Origin of the sequence: Labrys wisconsinensis, assembly GCF_030814995.1 — a bacterium.
Lineage (GTDB): Bacteria > Pseudomonadota > Alphaproteobacteria > Rhizobiales > Labraceae > Labrys > Labrys wisconsinensis.
The window spans coordinates 109092-126318 of sequence record NZ_JAUSVX010000001.1 but is presented as its reverse complement, the minus strand read 5'-3'; the positions used below and the strand labels follow the sequence as shown (position 1 = coordinate 126318).

The 17227-nt window shown below is 69.1% G+C and carries 20 protein-coding genes and 1 pseudogene; 10 read left to right on the top strand and 11 right to left on the bottom strand.

Annotation, left to right across the window (positions count from 1 at the left end):
• Positions 1-8 precede the first annotated feature (8 nt).
• The 6 genes from fba (at position 9) to QO011_RS00570 (ending at position 5402) form a co-directional block, all read left to right on the top strand.
• Positions 9-1088 (top strand): class II fructose-bisphosphate aldolase, encoded by a 1080-nt coding sequence (gene fba, locus QO011_RS00595; protein ID WP_307266372.1) that lies wholly within the window; start codon positions 9-11, stop codon positions 1086-1088.
• Positions 1089-1101: 13 nt separating this feature from the next.
• Entirely contained in the window at positions 1102-2589 is a 1488-nt protein-coding gene (locus QO011_RS00590) for a form I ribulose bisphosphate carboxylase large subunit (RefSeq protein WP_307266370.1), read from the top strand.
• Positions 2590-2613: 24 nt separating this feature from the next.
• Complete coding sequence (locus tag QO011_RS00585; protein WP_307266368.1) at positions 2614-3033, top strand: ribulose bisphosphate carboxylase small subunit; 420 nt, start codon at positions 2614-2616, stop codon at positions 3031-3033.
• Positions 3034-3358: 325 nt separating this feature from the next.
• The gene (gene cbbX, locus QO011_RS00580) at positions 3359-4336 is read left to right on the top strand and encodes a CbbX protein (protein WP_370881907.1); all 978 of its coding nucleotides are present in this window, start codon (positions 3359-3361) and stop codon (positions 4334-4336) included.
• A complete protein-coding gene (gene rpe / locus QO011_RS00575) occupies positions 4333-5019 on the top strand; it encodes a ribulose-phosphate 3-epimerase (protein WP_307266361.1) in 687 nt (228 codons plus the stop codon). The genes cbbX and rpe overlap by 4 nt, the downstream gene beginning before the upstream one ends.
• A 173-nt stretch (positions 5020-5192) precedes the next feature.
• Complete coding sequence (locus QO011_RS00570) at positions 5193-5402, top strand: hypothetical protein (protein ID WP_307266359.1); 210 nt, start codon at positions 5193-5195, stop codon at positions 5400-5402.
• On the opposite strand, the gene folP is transcribed toward QO011_RS00570, so the two are convergent.
• Positions 5399-6214, bottom strand: a complete 816-nt coding sequence (gene folP / locus QO011_RS00565; RefSeq protein ID WP_307266357.1) for a dihydropteroate synthase — start codon at positions 6212-6214, stop codon at positions 5399-5401. The genes QO011_RS00570 and folP overlap by 4 nt on opposite strands.
• 149 nt (positions 6215-6363) lie before the next feature.
• Here folP and QO011_RS00560 point away from each other — a divergent pair, with 149 nt between their 5' ends.
• Positions 6364-7173 carry a quinoprotein dehydrogenase-associated SoxYZ-like carrier gene (locus tag QO011_RS00560; protein WP_307266355.1) on the top strand — a complete coding sequence of 270 codons (810 nt, stop codon included), beginning with the start codon at positions 6364-6366 and terminating at the stop codon, positions 7171-7173.
• A gap of 8 nt (positions 7174-7181) precedes the next feature.
• Here the strand turns inward: QO011_RS00560 and QO011_RS00555 are convergent, their stop codons facing one another.
• Positions 7182-7721 (bottom strand): hypothetical protein, encoded by a 540-nt coding sequence (locus QO011_RS00555; protein WP_307266352.1) that lies wholly within the window; start codon positions 7719-7721, stop codon positions 7182-7184.
• Positions 7722-7791: 70 nt separating this feature from the next.
• On the opposite strand from QO011_RS00555, the gene QO011_RS00550 reads away from it, so the two are divergent.
• Positions 7792-8022: an antitoxin gene (locus tag QO011_RS00550; RefSeq protein WP_307269166.1), complete on the top strand. Its 231-nt coding sequence runs from the start codon at positions 7792-7794 to the stop codon at positions 8020-8022.
• 166 nt (positions 8023-8188) lie between these two features.
• On the opposite strand, the gene QO011_RS00540 is transcribed toward QO011_RS00550, so the two are convergent.
• Positions 8189-9301 (bottom strand): lysine-2,3-aminomutase-like protein, encoded by a 1113-nt coding sequence (locus tag QO011_RS00540; RefSeq protein WP_307266349.1) that lies wholly within the window; start codon positions 9299-9301, stop codon positions 8189-8191.
• Between the two features lie 133 nt (positions 9302-9434).
• Between QO011_RS00540 and QO011_RS00535 the strand changes: the two genes are divergently transcribed.
• Positions 9435-10013 (top strand): TetR/AcrR family transcriptional regulator, encoded by a 579-nt coding sequence (locus QO011_RS00535; RefSeq protein ID WP_307266347.1) that lies wholly within the window; start codon positions 9435-9437, stop codon positions 10011-10013.
• On the top strand, positions 10010-10351 hold the full coding sequence (locus tag QO011_RS00530) for a DMT family transporter (RefSeq protein WP_307266345.1): 342 nt from the start codon (positions 10010-10012) through the stop codon (positions 10349-10351). Before QO011_RS00535 ends, QO011_RS00530 begins: the two co-directional genes overlap by 4 nt.
• A 9-nt stretch (positions 10352-10360) precedes the next feature.
• Here QO011_RS00530 and QO011_RS00525 read toward each other — a convergent pair whose 3' ends face one another.
• From QO011_RS00525 to QO011_RS00490, 8 genes and pseudogenes are all read right to left on the bottom strand, one after another.
• Positions 10361-10723 (bottom strand): hypothetical protein, encoded by a 363-nt coding sequence (locus QO011_RS00525; RefSeq protein ID WP_370881883.1) that lies wholly within the window; start codon positions 10721-10723, stop codon positions 10361-10363.
• Positions 10704-11378 carry a hypothetical protein gene (locus QO011_RS00520; protein ID WP_307266342.1) on the bottom strand — a complete coding sequence of 225 codons (675 nt, stop codon included), beginning with the start codon at positions 11376-11378 and terminating at the stop codon, positions 10704-10706. The genes QO011_RS00525 and QO011_RS00520 overlap by 20 nt, the downstream gene beginning before the upstream one ends.
• A gap of 32 nt (positions 11379-11410) precedes the next feature.
• Positions 11411-12550 (bottom strand): pyrroloquinoline quinone biosynthesis protein PqqE, encoded by a 1140-nt coding sequence (gene pqqE / locus QO011_RS00515; RefSeq protein WP_307266340.1) that lies wholly within the window; start codon positions 12548-12550, stop codon positions 11411-11413.
• A pseudogene (gene pqqC / locus QO011_RS00510) lies at positions 12547-13565 on the bottom strand (pyrroloquinoline-quinone synthase PqqC). The gene pqqE and the pseudogene pqqC overlap by 4 nt, the downstream one beginning before the upstream one ends.
• Entirely contained in the window at positions 13562-14464 is a 903-nt protein-coding gene (pqqB, locus tag QO011_RS00505) for a pyrroloquinoline quinone biosynthesis protein PqqB (protein WP_307266338.1), read from the bottom strand. Before pqqB ends, pqqC begins: the two are co-directional and overlap by 4 nt.
• 50 nt (positions 14465-14514) lie before the next feature.
• Complete coding sequence (pqqA, locus tag QO011_RS00500; protein ID WP_307266336.1) at positions 14515-14607, bottom strand: pyrroloquinoline quinone precursor peptide PqqA; 93 nt, start codon at positions 14605-14607, stop codon at positions 14515-14517.
• Between the two features lie 217 nt (positions 14608-14824).
• Positions 14825-15550: a response regulator transcription factor gene (locus tag QO011_RS00495; protein WP_307266333.1), complete on the bottom strand. Its 726-nt coding sequence runs from the start codon at positions 15548-15550 to the stop codon at positions 14825-14827.
• A gap of 18 nt (positions 15551-15568) precedes the next feature.
• Positions 15569-17116, bottom strand: a complete 1548-nt coding sequence (locus QO011_RS00490) for a sensor histidine kinase (RefSeq protein WP_307266331.1) — start codon at positions 17114-17116, stop codon at positions 15569-15571.
• Between the last annotated feature and the right edge of the window lie 111 nt (positions 17117-17227).

Genomic DNA, 17227 nt, shown 5'->3' with positions numbered 1-17227 from the left:
GACCGGGCATGGCCCGCATCACGCTTCGACAATTGCTGGATCACGCTGCCGAGCAGGGCTACGGCGTGCCGGCCTTCAACATCAACAACATGGAGCAGGTGCTCGCCATCATGATGGCGGCGCAGGAGACGGATGCGCCCGTCATCCTCCAGGCCTCGCGCGGGGCGCGCAGCTATGCCGGCGACATCATGCTGGAGAAGATGGTGGAGGCGGCCGAGGCGATGTTCCCGGGCATCCCGATCTGCCTGCACCAGGACCACGGCAATGACGAGGCGACCTGCCTGTCGGCCATCCAGCACGGCTTCACCTCCGTCATGATGGACGGCTCCCTCAAGGCGGACGCCAAGACGCCGGCCGACTACGGCTACAACCTCGACATCACCGCCCGCGTCACCGCCATGGCGCACAAGGTCGGCGTCTCGGTCGAGGGCGAGCTTGGCGTGCTCGGCTCGCTGGAGAGCGGCCAGGGCGAGGCCGAGGACGGCCACGGCGCCGAAGGCAAGCTGTCGCACGACCAGCTTCTCACCGATCCGGACCAGGCGGTGGATTTCGTGGCGCGGACCGGGGTCGATGCGCTCGCCATCGCCATGGGCACCTCGCACGGCGCCTACAAGTTCTCGCGCAAGCCGGACGGGGCGATCCTGGCCATGCACGTGGTCAAGGCGATCCACGCGCGGCTGCCGGGCATCCATCTCGTGATGCACGGCTCGTCCTCGGTGCCGCAGGAGCTGCAGGAGGAGTTCAACCGCTATGGCGGGGAGATGCCGCAGACCTGGGGCGTGCCGGTGGAGGAGATCCAGACCGGCATCCGGTTCGGCGTGCGCAAGGTCAATATCGACACCGACTGCCGCCTCGCCATGGCGGCGCAGATCCGCCGCGTCGCCGTGCAGAAGGCCTCCGAGTTCGACCCGCGCAAATTCCTGCAGCCCTCGATCGAGGCGCTGAAGCTGCTGTGCCGGCAACGCTACGAGGCGTTCGGCACCGCCGGCCAGGCCTCGAAGATCAAGACCCTGTCGCTGGCCGAGATGGCCCGCCGCTACCGCTCCGGAACCCTCGATCCCCGCATTGGCGTCGATGCAGCCGCCTGAAGGAGACACGCTGATGAACGCTCTCACCGAGACCAGAAGCCTCGACGCCAAGTCGGTCACCGTCCGCGGCAAGGACCGCTACCGCTCCGGCGTGATGGAATACAAGCGCATGGGCTATTGGGAGCCCGACTACCAGCCCAAGGACACCGACGTGATCGCGCTGTTCCGCGTCACGCCGCAGGATGGCGTCGACCCGGTCGAGGCCTCGGCGGCGGTGGCGGGTGAATCCTCGACCGCGACCTGGACGGTGGTGTGGACCGACCGCCTGACCGCGGCCGAGAACTACCGGGCCAAGTGCTACCGCGTCGACCCCGTGCCGAACGCGCCGGGCTCCTATTTCGCCTATATCGCCTATGACCTCGACCTGTTCGAGCCGGGCTCGATCGCCAACCTCACGGCGTCGATCATCGGCAACGTCTTCGGCTTCAAGCCGCTCAAGGCGCTGCGGCTGGAGGACATGCGCCTGCCCGTCGCCTACGTGAAGACCTTCGACGGCCCGGCCACCGGCATCGTCGTCGAGCGCGAGCGCCTCGACAAGTTCGGCCGGCCGCTGCTCGGCGCCACGGTGAAGCCCAAGCTCGGCCTTTCCGGCCGCAATTACGGCCGCGTTGTCTACGAGGCGCTGAAGGGCGGGCTCGACTTCACCAAGGACGACGAGAACATCAACTCGCAGCCCTTCATGCATTGGCGCGACCGCTTCCTCTACTGCATGGAGGCGGTCAACCGGGCGCAGGCCGCGACCGGGGAGGTGAAGGGCACCTATCTCAACGTCACCGCCGGCACGATGGAGGAGATGTACAAGCGCGCCGAGTTCGCCAAGGAGCTCGGCTCGACCATCGTGATGATCGACCTGGTCATCGGCTACACCGCCATCCAGTCGATGGCGAAGTGGGCCCGCGACAACGACATGATCCTGCATCTCCACCGCGCCGGCCACTCGACCTACACGCGGCAGAAGGTCCACGGCGTCTCGTTCCGCGTCATCGCCAAGTGGATGCGCCTGGCCGGCGTCGACCACATCCATGCCGGCACGGTGGTCGGCAAGCTGGAAGGCGACCCGAAGACCACCAAGGGCTATTACGACATCTGCCGCGAGGATTTCGTGCCGACAAAGCTGGAGAACGGCGTGTTCTTCGACCAGCACTGGGCCTCGCTGCGCAAGCTGATGCCGGTCGCCTCCGGCGGCATCCATGCCGGCCAGATGCACCAGCTCCTCGACCTCCTGGGCGACGACACGGTGCTGCAGTTCGGCGGCGGCACCATCGGCCATCCCATGGGCATCCAGGCCGGCGCCATCGCCAACCGCGTCGCCCTGGAAGCGATGGTCTTCGCCCGCAACGAGGGCCGCGACATCGTGCGGGAGGGGCCGGACATCCTCAAGGCGGCGGCGCAGCACTGCCAGCCGCTCAAGCAGGCGCTCGACATCTGGAAGGACGTCACCTTCGACTACGCATCGACCGATGCGCCCGACTTCGTGCCCTCGGCCAGCGTCTCGGCCTGAGCCCGACCATCACAGGAGGTTCCCATGCGCATCACCCAGGGCTGCTTTTCCTTCCTGCCGGACCTCAGCGACGCCCAGATTTCGACCCAGGTCCAGTACTGCATCGACAACAACTGGGCGGTGAACATCGAGTTCACCGACGACCCGCATCCCCGCAACACCTATTGGGAGATGTGGGGCCTGCCGATGTTCGACATCAAGGACGCGGCGGCGGTCATGATGGAGCTGCGCGAGTGCCGCAAGGTCTATGGCGACCGCTATATCCGCGTCTCCGGCTTCGATTCCTCGCCCGGCTGGGAGTCGGTGAAGATCTCCTTCATCGTCAACCGCCCGAAGGAGGAGCCGGGCTTCCGGCTGCTGCGCCAGGAAGGCGCGGGGCGCCGGCAGAGCTACGCGACGCAGGCCTATGCCGCGGACCGGCCGGAAGGGCAGCGATATGGCTAGGACTCGTCGGGCTGGGCGAGACGAACTGCTGTACCCATCGAGGCTCGACGCATGCGTCTTCCCTCCCCCTTGTGGGGAGGGATAAAGGGTGGGGGTCGTAGACGTAGGGCTCGACCTATCCTGATGGACCCCCACCCCTAACCCCTCCCCACAAGGGGGAGGGGATTGGCCAGCGTCGCGCCTTCCGCTGATGCGGTCGCGCTACCCCGCGACATCACACCACTCCCCCGTGCGGACCGGCCAGCATGAACCGGCCCGCTACCTCCGGCGCGGAGCCTCGGCTCCGTCGCCGGCTTCTCATCCCAGGAGGCTCTCGTTGAACACGATGGCGCGATCCTACGACCACCCCGGCATCACCGACCCGGCGGATGATCAGACGCCGCAGCGGGCGCCGGCCTTCGAGGCGCCGGGCGATCCCGCCGCGGCCCCGGTCGACCTCCGGCGGGAGCTGGCGGATGCCGGCGTCGACGAGGTCCTGAAGACGCTCGACGACGAGCTCGTCGGCCTCGCCCCGGTCAAGACCCGCATCGGCGAGATCGCGGCGCTGCTGCTGGTCGAGCGCGTCCGGCGCAAGCTCGGCCTCGCCAGCGAGCCGCCGACGCTGCACATGTCGTTCACCGGCAATCCCGGCACCGGCAAGACCACGGTGGCGCTGCGCATGGCCGACATCCTGCATCGCCTCGGCTTCGTGCGCAAAGGCCACCTGGTCTCGGTGACGCGCGACGACCTGGTCGGCCAATATATCGGCCATACCGCGCCGAAGACCCGCGAGATCCTGAAGAAGGCGATGGGCGGCGTGCTGTTCATCGACGAGGCCTATTACCTCTATCGGCCGGAGAACGAGCGCGACTACGGCCAGGAGGCGATCGAGATCCTCCTGCAGGTGATGGAGAACCAGCGCGAGGACCTGGTGGTGATCCTCGCTGGCTATGCCGACCGCATGGACCGGTTCTTCACCTCCAATCCGGGCTTCCGGTCGCGCATCGCCCACCACATCGATTTCCCCGACTATCGCGACGACGAACTGCTCTCGATCGGCGAGATCCTGCTGGCGCGGCAGAATTACCGGCTGAGCCCGGCGGCGCGCGAGGCTTTCGCCCGCTACATCGTGGCGCGCAAGGCGCAGCCGCATTTCTCGAACGCCCGCTCGATCCGCAACGCCCTCGACCGCGCCCGCCTGCGCCAGGCCAACCGGCTGGTCGCGCAGGCCGACACGCCGATCACGGCGCAGGACCTGATGACCATCGAGACCCCGGACATCCTGGCGAGCCGGGTGTTCACCAAGACCGGAGACGCCCCATGACCGAGCCCCTGATCATCGCCCCCTCGATCCTGGCCGCCGATTTCGCCCGCCTCGGCGAAGAGGTGCGCGATGTCGGCGCCGCCGGCGCCGACTGGATCCATCTCGACGTCATGGACGGGCATTTCGTGCCCAACATCACCTTCGGGCCCGACGTGGTGAAGGCGCTGCGCCCGCACAGCGACCTCACCTTCGACGTGCACCTGATGATCGCGCCGGCCGACCCCTATCTCGAGGCCTTCGCCAAGGCCGGCGCTGATGTGATCACCGTGCATGCCGAGGCCGGCCCGCATCTCGACCGCTCGCTGCAGGTGATCCGCTCGCTCGGCAAGCGGGCCGGCGTGACGATCTGCCCGGCGACGCCGGAAAGCGTGCTGACCTACGTGCTCGACAAGGTCGACCTGATCCTGGTCATGACGGTCAATCCCGGCTTCGGCGGCCAGACCTTCCTGCTCGACCAATTGGAGAAGATCCGGCGCATCCGCGCCATGATCGGCCTGCGCCCGATCCGGCTCGAGGTCGACGGCGGCGTCAATGCCGACACGGCCGAGCTGGTCACCGCCGCCGGGGCCGACACGCTGGTGGCGGGATCGGCCGTGTTCAAGGGCGGCAAGGCCGGCTATGCCGCGAACATCGCCGCCATCCGCCACGCCGGGCAGAGGGGCATGATGCGGCTGGCGGCGTGAGGGGGGCGCAGGAACCTCGACGTCATGGACGGGCTTGTCCCGTCCATCCACGCGAACGCGACATCGGCCAATGTTCGGCGCCATCGGCCTGTGCTCTTTGTGGTAGCCGACGGTGTTCGCGTGGATGGACGGGACAAGCCCGTCCATGACGGCGGCGGATGGAGCGGCCGCTCTTGCACGAGAACGTCAACGTCATGGATCGACTTGATCGGTCCATCCACGCGCACGCGACGAAGGCTATGTTGGGCGTCGCCAGCCCGGCGCTCTTTGCGGCACGTCCCGAGTTCGCGTGGATGGACAGGACGAGCCCGTCCATGACGGCTGAGGATGTGGAACGCGACGGTGCCATTCCTGACAGGATCGCCGCACTGCTCTCGCGCTAGCCGGCTCCCCGCACCGCATCCACCACCCTCAGCGCATCGACATGCTCCCTCACATCGTGGACGCGCAGGATGTCGGCGCCACCCGCCGCGGCCAGCACGTGGCCGGCCAGCGTCTCGTAGAGCCGTTCGCGCGGCGGGTGGTCCATGCTGGCGGCGACCAGCGACTTGCGCGAGGCGCCGACCAGCACGGCGAAGCCGAGCGCCTTGATCTCGGGCAGGCGGGCGAGGACGGCGAGGTTCTGCGCCCGGGTCTTGCCGAAGCCGATGCCGGGATCGAGCACGATGTGCCGCTCGGGGATGCCCGCCCGCCGGGCGATGGCGAGTGAAGTGTCGAAGAAGCGCCTGATGTCGTCGACGATGTCGAGCACCGGATCGGCCTCGGTCCGGTTGTGCATGATCACCACGGGCACACCGAACGTCGCGGCGACCTCGGCGATGGCGGGCTCGCGCTGCAGGCCCCAGACGTCGTTGACCATCCGCGCGCCCGCCTGCAGTGCAGCCCGCGCCGTGGCGGCCTTGTAGGTGTCGATCGAGACCGGCACCGCGCTTTGCGCCGCGAGCGCCTGCACCACGGCGGCGATGCGCCGGATCTCCTCTTCCGCCGGCACCGGCACGGCGCCCGGCCGCGTCGATTCGCCGCCGACATCGATGAGGTCGGCGCCCTCGGCGACCATGGCGGCGGCATGGGCGAGGGCCGGCCCCTCGGCGTCGAACCGGCCGCCATCGGAAAAGGAATCCGGCGTGACGTTGAGGATGCCCATGATCCGGGTGCGCCGGCCGAGGTCGGGCAGCCAGTCGATCCGGGTCAGCATGGCGTCTCCTCTCTCCTGCTGCGCCGGCGAACAAAGCGCCGTGATCGCCTGGGCTTCATGGTGGATCGGACGGGCTATTTTCGAGTAGAATCGCTGAAATCTTTGCGGCTGGCGCTGCCGGCCGCAAGCGCGATCCTCGGGAGGGACGCATGATGACGATCAGCAGGCGGGCCGCGCTCATCGGTGGCCTTGTCGTCGGCGTGGCGCCGCTCTCTGCCGCGCGCGCCGTGGCCGCGGACGAGAGCGAAGCGACCTGGACGTCGATCAAGCCGGACATCTTCGGCGACAAGCCGATCGAGGAGGCGAGCCCGATCGTCAGCCTCGACGCGCCGAAGCGGGCGGAGGATGCGGCGATCGTGCCGTTCGACATCCATGTCCGCCTGCCCGACGGCGACGCGCGCACGTTGAGGTCGATCAGCCTGGTGGTGGACGAGAACCCCTCGCCCCTGGTCGCGACCTTCACTCTGGGCGCAGGCAGCAAGAGCTTCGACCTCTCCACCCGCGCCCGGGTCAATTCCTATTCCTTCGTGCGCGCGGTGGTGGAGACCAGCGACGGCGCCCTGCACATGACCAAGGCCTATGTGAAGGCGGCGGGCGGCTGCTCGGCGCCGGCGGCCAAGGACCCGGTCGAGGCCAAGGCACATCTCGGCGAGATGCGCTTCCGCAGCTTCGCCGACACCGGACGCCCGGAGGCGCAGGTGCAGATCCGCCATCCCAACAATTCCGGCATGCAGATGGACCAGGTGACCCGGCTCTACACCCCTGCCTGGTTCATCCAGAACCTGGCAGTGAAGCAGGGCCCGCACCTGCTCTTCACCATGGAGGGCGGCATCTCGGTCAGCGAGGACCCGACCTTCCGCTTCAGCTACCGCCCGGATGGCGAGCCGGTCTCGGTCGAGGCCAAGGACACGCAGGGCACGGTGTTCAAGAAGGAGTTTCCGGGCGGGCAGGGGTCGTAGCGGCGGACTCAGCGAAGCGCACGCTTGCGCGCCGTGAGACCGAGTCTCTCCAGGCCGACGATGAGGCCGCTGGGGCGGCTGCGGGCATAGATGGTGATGCGGTCGTCGTGGGAGAGATCGAGGACGCCCTTGTGGGGGACCGCGGCGATGAGCGCATCCCAGCCCAGAAGGATCGCGAACTCGATGACCCGAGCCAGGACCTCCTGCTCGCCCTCCTGGAAGACATGGCCGGGCGCTTCATAGAGCGAACGTGTTTCGCCGGTCGCCTCGCGCCAGCGTCTGTATCTCGCCCAATCCGGTGGCGGGGTTTCGTCCAGGCTTCGATCGCCGAACGGCAGACCGTGCACCCATAGATGGCAGGTCGAGAAGTCTCCCTGACGGCTCGCGAGAACCCGGGAGACTTTGTCCGCGACGGCAAGCCGGCTCTGATAGTAGACATCGAAGATCTTGAGACGGGCGTCGCTGCGGCTCCCCGGCATGGGACCACGGTCGTCGATTCCCATCCGCTCGAAAAATCGTTCCGATTCCGATCGGGTGACGAAATGCATCAGAGAAGACCCTGGGGCGGACATGCCGCGCGATGATTATATCTTTGCCATATCTCGTCCGGAGCCGCGCATGGTCACCGCAAAACTGTTCTGGTTGGGCCGATCGCAGGCGGTTCGCCTGCCGGAGGCGTTTCGTTTCGAGGACGACGAGGTCCTGATCCGGCGCCGCGGCAATGCCGTCATCCTCGAGCCGATCGTGCAGGACTGGGCTTGGCTGGAAACGGTCATCGGTGCCCTCGACGACGACTTCGTCGAGGCAGCGACGGAGCAGCAGCGGCTTGAATCGAGCTTCCTCAAATGAAGTATCTGCTCGACAGCAATGCGTCACCGCGCTGCTGCCCCCTCCGATGTCCTGATCGGAGGGCAGGCTCTCTCGCGCGGACTGGCCGTCATCACACGCAACATCCGCGAGTTTCAGCGCGTGCCGACGCTGCGTGTCGAGGATTGGGAAACGTAGGGCATCGGTATCAGCGCGGTGAATCGGCCGCGGGGAGGTCGCGTCTCGTGACGCCGCCTTCCAAGGTGTCTGCCGCCGTTGCGTCCGCATAGTCGTGCACGCCGCCCCGATAGTCCCGCACCCGATAGCGCCCCTCGCCGGCCGGCTCGATCGCGCTGCGGCCGATCAGCGCCTTGCCGAAGCCGCCGGGGATGTCGAGGACATAGTGCGGCTGGCACAGGCCTGAGAGGTTGCCGCGCAGGGCGTCGACGATGTCCTGGCCCTGCGCGATCGAGGTGCGGAAATGGCTCGTCCCCCGGGCGAGGTCGCCGTGGTGGAGGTAATAGGGCTTGATCCGCATCGCCACCAGCGCCCGGAACAGCGTGGCGAGCGTCGCCGGGTCGGCGTTGACGCCGTTGAGCAGCACGGTCTGGCTCAGCATGGGAAAGCCGTTGTCGACCAGCCTGGCGCAAGCGCCGCGGGCCGCCGGCGACAATTCGCTGGCATGGTTGACGTGCAGCACGACATAGGTCGCCTTGCCGGTCTTCAGCGCCGCGAGGAGGGGGGCGTCGACCGCTTCGGGCTTCACGACGGGCACACGGGTGTGGAAGCGCACCACGCCGACATGCTCGATGACCGCGAGGCGCTGCATGATGGCGGCGATCCGGCGCGGCGCCATCACCAAGGGATCGCCGCCGGTGATCACCACCTCCCAGACGCTGTCCGTCTTCTCGATATAGGCGAGCGCTGCCTCCAGCGCCGCGGCGTCGAGCGCCTCGCCGCCCGGGCCGACCTGCTCGCGCCGGAAGCAGAAGCGGCAATAGACCGCGCAGGCATGCAGGGGCTTCAGCAGCACCCGGTCGGGATAGCGGTGGACGATGCCGGGCACCGGGCTGTGGGCGTCGTCGCCGATGGGGTCGCCCATCTCCGCTTCGAGCCAGGTCATCTCCGCGGCGCTCGGCACGAACTGCGCCGCGATCGGATCGGCCGGGTCGCGCCCGTCGATCAGGGCATGCATCTCGGGCGTGATCGCGACGGCGAAGGTTTCCGCGACCCGCGCCATCTCGGCCATGCGCCCGGGCGCGACCAGGCCGGCCTCCACGAGCTCTCCGGCGGTGCGGAGTGTCGATCTCTGATCCTTCATCGAAGGCCGTCGCTTTCCCGTTCACAAGCCGGGCTCTCTACATCAGCTCGGCGCTTTGGCCCAAATGGCAGGCATGTCCGCGGCACGGGACTATCGGCTTGCAAACAATCCGTCCGGACGGTATGTTTACCTCATGACCCTCGCTCATCACCGCCCGAAGCAACCCGACCTCCTGCGCCAGCAGGTGCTGGCCGCTGCCGTGCGCCTCGCCGTCGAGAAGGGCGCCGAGGCGGTGACGCTCGATGCCGTCGCCCGGCGCGCCGGCGTCAGCAAGGGCGGGCTGCAGCACCATTTCCCCGGCAAGCGCGCGCTGATCGACGCCCTGTTCGACCGGATGTGGCAGCGTTTCTCCGCCGAGCTCGCAGCCGAGATGGCGGCCGACCCCGAGCCGCGGGGGCGGGCGGCGCGGGCCTATATCCAGGTCGGCACCCGAGGCTTGCCCGATGAGGAGGGCGATTTCTGGCGCGCGGCGCTGACCCTGATGCTGGCCGACCCGACCCTGCGCGAGCGCTGGAGCGCCTGGGTCCGGCAGGCCTGGCAGGCCGACCTCGCCGCGGAGGCGGATGTGACCACGCTCCTGGTCTGCCGCCTGGCTGCGGATGGCTTGTGGCTCTCCGACCTCGCCGGCTACGACGCCGTGCCGCCCGCCCGGCGCGCCGACGTCGTGCAGGCCCTCGTCGCCATGACCTATGCGAAGGAGACGCCCCGATGATCCCCGCCTCGACCTATCTCTGCCTGGCGGTGGCGATCGTCGCCGAGGTGATCGCCACCTCCGCCCTGAAAGCGTCGGACGGGTTCACGAAGCTGGCGCCCAGCCTGATCACCGTCGCCGGCTATGCCGTCGCCTTCTGGCTGCTGTCGTTCGCCATCCGCGCCATGCCGGCCGGCATCGTCTATGCCATCTGGTCCGGCGCCGGCATCGTACTGATCTCGGCCGTCGGCTGGGTCTGGTTCAAGCAGAGCCTGGACGCGCCGGCCCTGTTCGGGCTGGGCCTGATCGTCCTCGGCGTCATCGTGGTCAACGTCTTCTCCAAGTCCGTCAGCCATTGAGGCGTGCGGCTACTTGAAGCAGCGGACCTCGGCCTCCGCCTGGGCGCGGCGCAGCTCCGCCACCATGTCGTCGAACTGCCTCGTGGACTTGAACATGGCGGCGCTCTGGCCGACGCCCTGGCGCATCGACAGGATGGTCTCGGCGTCGACATAGCGGTCATAGGGCAGGATCGAGGCGACGACGTCGATGGAGCAGGAGCAGCGCTCCATCGCCTCGTGCGTCTGGCCGTTGGCCACCATGCAGCCGAAGACATAGTCGACGCGCGCCTGGGTGGGATAGTCGTTGGCGAGCGGATCGGCGGCGTTCGCCGCGGCCGGCGCGGCGGCCAGCAGCATCCCGGCGAGAAGGACGTCAAGGGGCCTTGGCATCATAGGACAGGCTCTCGTCGATCAGGAGTTTGCCGTCCGGCCCGGGTGCCGTGGCGGCGAGGCGCACGATCTCGCCGGGCAGGTCGGCGGCGACGGTGAAATCGTAGACGAGGGTGTCGAGGCCGTTCATGCGGGCGCGGTTGGGGTCGTCGGTGAACGGCACGATCCGCACATGCCAGGCATCGAGCCGGCGGCCGTCCACCTCGACGCTGGTCTTCTCCACCACCGCCTTGTCGCGCAGCGCGGCACGGATGGCGTTCTTGATGTAGCGCGGATTGGCATGGAGCCGGTTCGCCAGCTCCTGCAGGTGGTTCTCCAGGAACAGCGACAGGGCCGGGTTGCCGGTCATGTCCTCGAACGGACCGGCCGGGCGGCGATGCTCGCCGGTGAACATGGTCACCGCGATGGTGCGGCTGTCGGCGTTGGCGCCCTTGTCGACGGCGAGGCGGATGGTGTCGTCGAAGGAGGGACCGTAGCGGTCGGGGTCGGTGGCCTTGCGCGAATAGGCATAGGTGAGGGTCGTGCCCGGGGCGACGCCCTTGAGCTGGGGCTCCTCGAACAGCAGCGTGCCGGCATCGGGCGCCGCCGCCTGGGCCCGGGCCGGGGAGGCGGCGGCGAGGGCCAGGACCGCCAGGATGCATCCGATCCGGGCCGGCACCCCTCGGGCGCGCCCTCCAGTTCCTGTCCGCATCACGCCACCGGCTCTCCCTGCCTGGGCTCGGCGGCGGTGCCGCCGATCCTGCGATAGATGTAGGGCGGCGGATTCGGGTCGACCGATTCCGCGGTGGCGAGCGCCACCATGCGGGCGTGGTGCGGCGACTTCGAGCAGGCCGGGTCCGTGGCGGCGGCATCGCCGACCAGCGCCATGGCCTGGCAGCGGCAGCCGCCCCAGTCCCGCTCCCTGCGCTCGCAGCTGTGGCAGGGCTCGGGCATCCAGTCGGTGCCGCGGAAGGCGGTGAAGGCCGGCGAGCTCCGCCAGATCTCCGCAAGGTCGTGCTCGCGCACCGACCAGAACTCCAGGCCCGGAATGCTCTCGGCGGCGTGGCAAGGCAGGACCTTGCCGGACGGCGTGACGTTGAGCGAGCGCCGGGCCCAGCCGCCGGAGCAGGGCTTGGGATAGAGGCCGTAATAGTCGGGCAGCACCAGGTCGATGACCAGGGTGCCCTTGAGGCGCTCGCGCGCCGCCTCGACCACCGCGACCGAGGCGTCGGCCTCGGCTCGCGTCGGCATCAGGGCGGCGCGGTTGGCATAGGCCCAGCCGTAATATTGGGTATGGGCGATCTCGAGGCGCTTGGCCTGCATGGCGACCGCGAGCGCGATGATCGCCTCGACCTCGTGGATGTTGCCGCGATGGATCACCGCGTTGACGGTGAGCGGCAGGCCGAGGCGCACCACCTCGGCCGCGAAGGCGAGCTTGGCGGCGTGGGCGCCGGCGAGGCCGCCGATGAGGTCGCCGGTCGCCTGGCCGGCGCCCTGGACCGAGAGCTGGACATGGTCGAGCCCGGCGTCGAACAGCGCCGGAAGCCGGGCCGAGGCCTGGCCGACGCCCGAGGTGATCAGGTTGGTGTAGAGCCCGACCTTGGCGCAGTGCGCCGTCAGCTCGGCGATGTCGGCCCGCGCCGTCGGCTCGCCGCCGGAGAGATGCACGTGCAGCACGCCGAGCGCCGCCGCCTCGCCGAACACCCGCTTCCAGTCTTCGGTCTCGAGCTCGGACGAGCGGCGGTCGAGCGCCATCGGGTTGGAGCAATAGGGGCAGCGCAGCGGGCAGCGATGCGTCAGCTCGGCGAGCAGGCCGATCGGGATCGGCATCGGGCGGATCGGCGCGTTCATCGCTCGACCACCCGCTTGACGACGAGGTCGTCCAGCATCGCCACCACGTCCTTCTCGATCACCTCGCGCTTCTCCGCATAGCGCTCGGCCAGCGCGTCGATGATGGCCGAGACGCTGCGGCTGCCGTCGACCAGGCCGATGATCGCCGCGGCGACCTCGTCGACGTTGAAGGCGCGCTCGGGCGCGAGCAGGATGTGCTTGCCGCGCACGTCGTCGAAGCGCAGCTTGACGCCGCGGGGCAGGCGCGGCACGTCCTCGAGCGCCAGGCCGGTCATGCCTGCTGCTCCGCGCCCGGCGTCCAGGCGCCCGGCGGCGGCAGGCCGGGCGAGACATAGGCGTGGTGCAAGGCGTCGAGCTGCGACCACAGCACGTCGCACTTGAAGGTCAGCGCCGCGATCACCGCCTGCTGCAGCTCCGGCGTCACCGCATGCTGCCTGACATAGTCGAGCGCGAAGTCGGCATCGCGCGGGGCCTGGCTCAGGCGCTTGTCGAAATAGGCGAGCGTGTCGCGGCCGATGAAGTCGTAGCCCGCCAGCATGCCCGACACGCGCTCGGAGATGATCTTGGGGCTGAACAGCTCGGTGAGGGAGGAGGCGATCGCCTCCAGCAGCGAACGGTCGCGGACGAAATGCACATAGGCCTCCACGGCAAAGCGCGTCGCCGGCAGGAGGCCGCGGGTCGAGACGACATAGTCGCGCGGCAGGTCGAGGCCGTCGGTCAGCTTCAGCCAGCGCTCGATGCCGCCATCGCCCTCCTCGACGCCGTCATGGTCGACGATGCGCTGGCGCCAGATGCGGCGCAGCGCCGGATCGTGCATGCGCGCCATGATCGCCGCGTCCTTGATCGGGATCATCGCCTGATAATAGTAGCGATTGAGCGCCCAGGCGCGCACCTGGTCGCGCGTCAGCCTGCCGCCGTGCAGCAGCCGGTGGAAGGGGTGGAGGTTGTGGTAGCGCCGGGCGCCGACGTCGCGCAGCGCCGCTTCCAGGGCCTGCGGGGAGAGCAGCTCCATCATAGCGAGACCATCATGCCGTCATGGGCGAGGTGCCAGCCCGCCGCCTCGAGCTCGCGCCGCTCTGGCGAATCCTCGATCAGGGCCGGGTTGGTGTTGTTGATGTGGACGAAGACCTTGCGGGCGGCCGGCAGGTCGGCCAGGGCCGCGATCGAGCCCTCCGGGCCGCTCATCGAGAGATGCCCCATCCGGGCGCCGGTCTTGGTGCCGAGGCCCGCGGCGATCATCTCGTCGTCGCGCCACAGCGTGCCGTCGAACAGGAGAAGGCCCGCCCCGGCGATCTTCTCGCGCAGGCCCGGCGTCACCGCGGCGCAGCCGGGGACATAGGCGACCGGCGCCGATCCGCCCGCACGCAGCAGCACGCCGACCGTGGTCTCGGTGGCGCGTCCGATCTCGGGCGCCTCGCCTTCCAGCCACAGCGGCACCTTGCCCGGCACCGCGAACAGCTCGGCGGTGAGGCCGGGCAGCGCCGCGAAGGGCTGGTCCAGGGCGATGGCGTTGCGGGGGACGAGATCAGGGGACACGACGTCGAACACCTTGTTGTCGCCGATGGCGCCCAGCGTCTCGGCGGTGCCGAACAGCGTGAAGGCCTGACGCTCGCGCAGGCTGAGCAGGCCGGCGACATGGTCGACATCGCCATTGGTCAGCAGCACCGCCGCGATCGGCGAGTGACGCGCCCCCTGGCGCGGCTGCAGCGCCGGCGTCGCCGCGATCTGCTGGCGAATATCCGGCGAGGCGTTGAGCAGGAGCCAAGCCTGCCCGTCGGCGGACACCGCCAGGCTCGACTGGGTCCGCGCGATCACCCGGCCGTCGCCGGACCAGGCGAGCCGGCACACCGGACAGCGGCAATTCCACTGAGGAACGCCGCCGCCGGCTGCGGATCCGAGAACGATGACTTGCACGGTACCCGGTTCCGTCCGGACGCGAGCGCCCGGACCATCCTCAGCCGAGGTCAGAACTCCGGCGGGGTCTCGTCGGAGGAGATGTAGCCGGTGACTTCGAGACCGACGCAGACTTCAGTCACGGTTGGCGTGTTCCAGCGCATGGCGGTTCTCCGTTGGTTCAACCAGATCTCTTCATAAGAAAATTATGTGAGAGACCTCTGTGCCGTCGAGGACAACACATCGATGGCAAGTGTCACCCAGTTCGGCCGGCGCCACAAGAAGAAAGACTCTCATGAAATTCTAATTTATTGCACTTCTTCCAGAATCCGGGCGGAAACGCTTGGCTTCCGCTCCAGATCCACCGCAACGGCCTCGGCTCTACGAGCGCCGCACGGCGTGGCCGGATTCCACGGGCGCGGTCACGGCGAGGTCGAGCATGAAGCCCTTGCCGCGCACCGTGGCGATGGTCGGGCCGCCGGCCCGGGTGATCTCGGTGAACTTGCCGCGGAGATAGCCGACATAGACGTCGACCACGTTGAGCGACACGCCGCCATGATTGGCCCACAGCGCGTCGAAGATGTCGCCACGCGACACCGGCCGGTTGGCGCTGTGCATGAGGAGGGCCAGCAGCTCGGCCTCGCGCTGGGTCAGGCGCACGTGCACCGGGCCGTAGAGGGCCTGGCGGGTGGCATTGTCGAGGATCAACCGTCCGGCGATGAGCCGCTCGCGCTCGTCGACCTGGCCGGAGCGGTGCAGGAGATGGGCGCGCAGGCGGGCGACCAGCTCGTCGAACTGGAAGGGCTTGACGATATAGTCGTCGGCGCCGGCGGAGAGGCCCTCGGCCCGGTCGCGCACCTCGTCCTTGGCGCTGAGGAACAGGATCGGGCCGGTATGGCCGCCGTCGCGCAGCGAGCGGCAGACGTCGAGGCCGGAGCCGTCGGGCAGGATCATGTCGAGGAGCACGGCGCAGGGATTGTTGGCTCGGGCAGTGTCGAGCGCATCGTCCGCACGCTCCACCACCGTGACGTCGAACCCTTCCGCACCGAGCCCTCGGCGGAGCATCGAGCCGATATCGGCATCGTCTTCGACCACAAGGACGTTCACTGCTGACCTCCCAGCTGGTTACTTCTTGGGCAGCTCGATCACGATTCTGGTGCCGGCCGCGCCGTTTTCAGACGAGTCTATCGCGATATGGCCGTGATGTCGCGCGATGATCCAGTGCGCCAGCGAGAGGCCGATGCCGAATCCGGGCTCTGCCGCCTTGCTGAACGGGCGCGCGAAGCGCTCGAAGGCACGCTCGCGCACGGCCGGATCCATGCCGGCGCCGTCGTCGCTCACCAGGATCCGCGCCGTCGCCGGCGTGGTCTCCATGGCGACGACGATGGTCCTGGCGCCGGCGGCATGGCGCAGGGCGTTGTCGATCAGGCCTTCGACGATCTGGCGCAGCCAGTCGCGGTCGGCCTCGATGTCGACGTCGATCTCCGCGGCATCAAGCCGCAGCGCCACGCCGCGGCGGCGGGCCGGGGTGGCGAAGGCGTCGACCGCCTCCACCAGGATCGGCCGGAGCGGCACCGGCGCCGGGCTGAGCTCGATCTCGCCGCTTTCCGAGCGCGCCACGCGCAGCATGTCCTCCACCCGCCGGTGCAGGGCCAGCGCCCGCTGGCGGATGGTGGCGAGCACGCTGCGCGCCTCGGTCTCGGGGATGGCGGGCGCGCGCAGCGTCACGTCGCATTCGCCGAGCACCACGGTGAGCGGCGTGCGCAGTTCATGGCTGACGTCGGCGAAGAAGCGCCGGCGGGAATTGTCGATGGCGGCGAGGCGCTCGTTGGCGGCGGTGAGGTCGGCGGTGCGCTCGGTGACCGTGCCCTCCAGCGCGGCGCGGTCCTCATCGAGCCGGCGGGTGCGGCGGGCGAGCCGCGTCGCCATGCGGTTGAAGCGGGCCATCAGCAGGCCGAGCTCGTCATGGGTGGCGACGTCGAGCCGGGTCTCCAATTCGCCGCGACCGATCGCTGCGGCGGCATGCTCCATGGCGGCGAGCCGGCGCAGCAGGGGCTGGGTTATGGTGCGGTGCAGCACCAGCGCCGCCGCCAGGGCGAGGGCGGCGGCGACGATCGCGCCGATGGTGAGGCGGCGGGAGGATTGCCGCGCCTCGTCGCGCGCGCCTTGCAGGAAGCGGCGCTCGCCCTCCACCAGCTGCGAGAGGTTCGGACCGGCCGTGGTGCCGAAGCCGTTGAGGGCGCCGCGGATGATGTCGCCGCGCGCCTCGGCGTTCTCGGCGGCCATGGCACGGCTGACCTGCGCGGTCAGGATGTCGAAATCGCCGCGCAGATGCGCCAGCAGCCGGCCGCGGGACGGCGCCTGCTCGCCGACGGCGTCGCTGGCCTGCGCGGCCTCGATCGCGATGGCCACGGCGCGGGCGCGCACATCAAGGTCGGCGAGGCGCGAAGCACCGTCCGCCCCGGCATTGGCGGTGTCGATCGCGGCGAGGCCGTAATCGGTGATGCGGCCGGAGACCTCGGTGAGCAGGTCGAGCCGGTGCTGCGACTGCGAGACACGCTCCAGCGTCCGGTCCGAGACCCGGACGGCGAACAGGATTCCCGCCGCCGCCAGGACGGTAAGCAGGGCCACGCCGCCGATGAAGGCCGAGAGCTTGGCCCTGAGCGATCTCATCTTTTCGCAGTGCCGTGACGGATGTCACAACCTGCCATGGCACCGGCGTGCATCAAAGCCCGCCGGCCCCGCCGGCACCGCACGGCTGTGGAGAGCCAGCGGCCCTGCCCG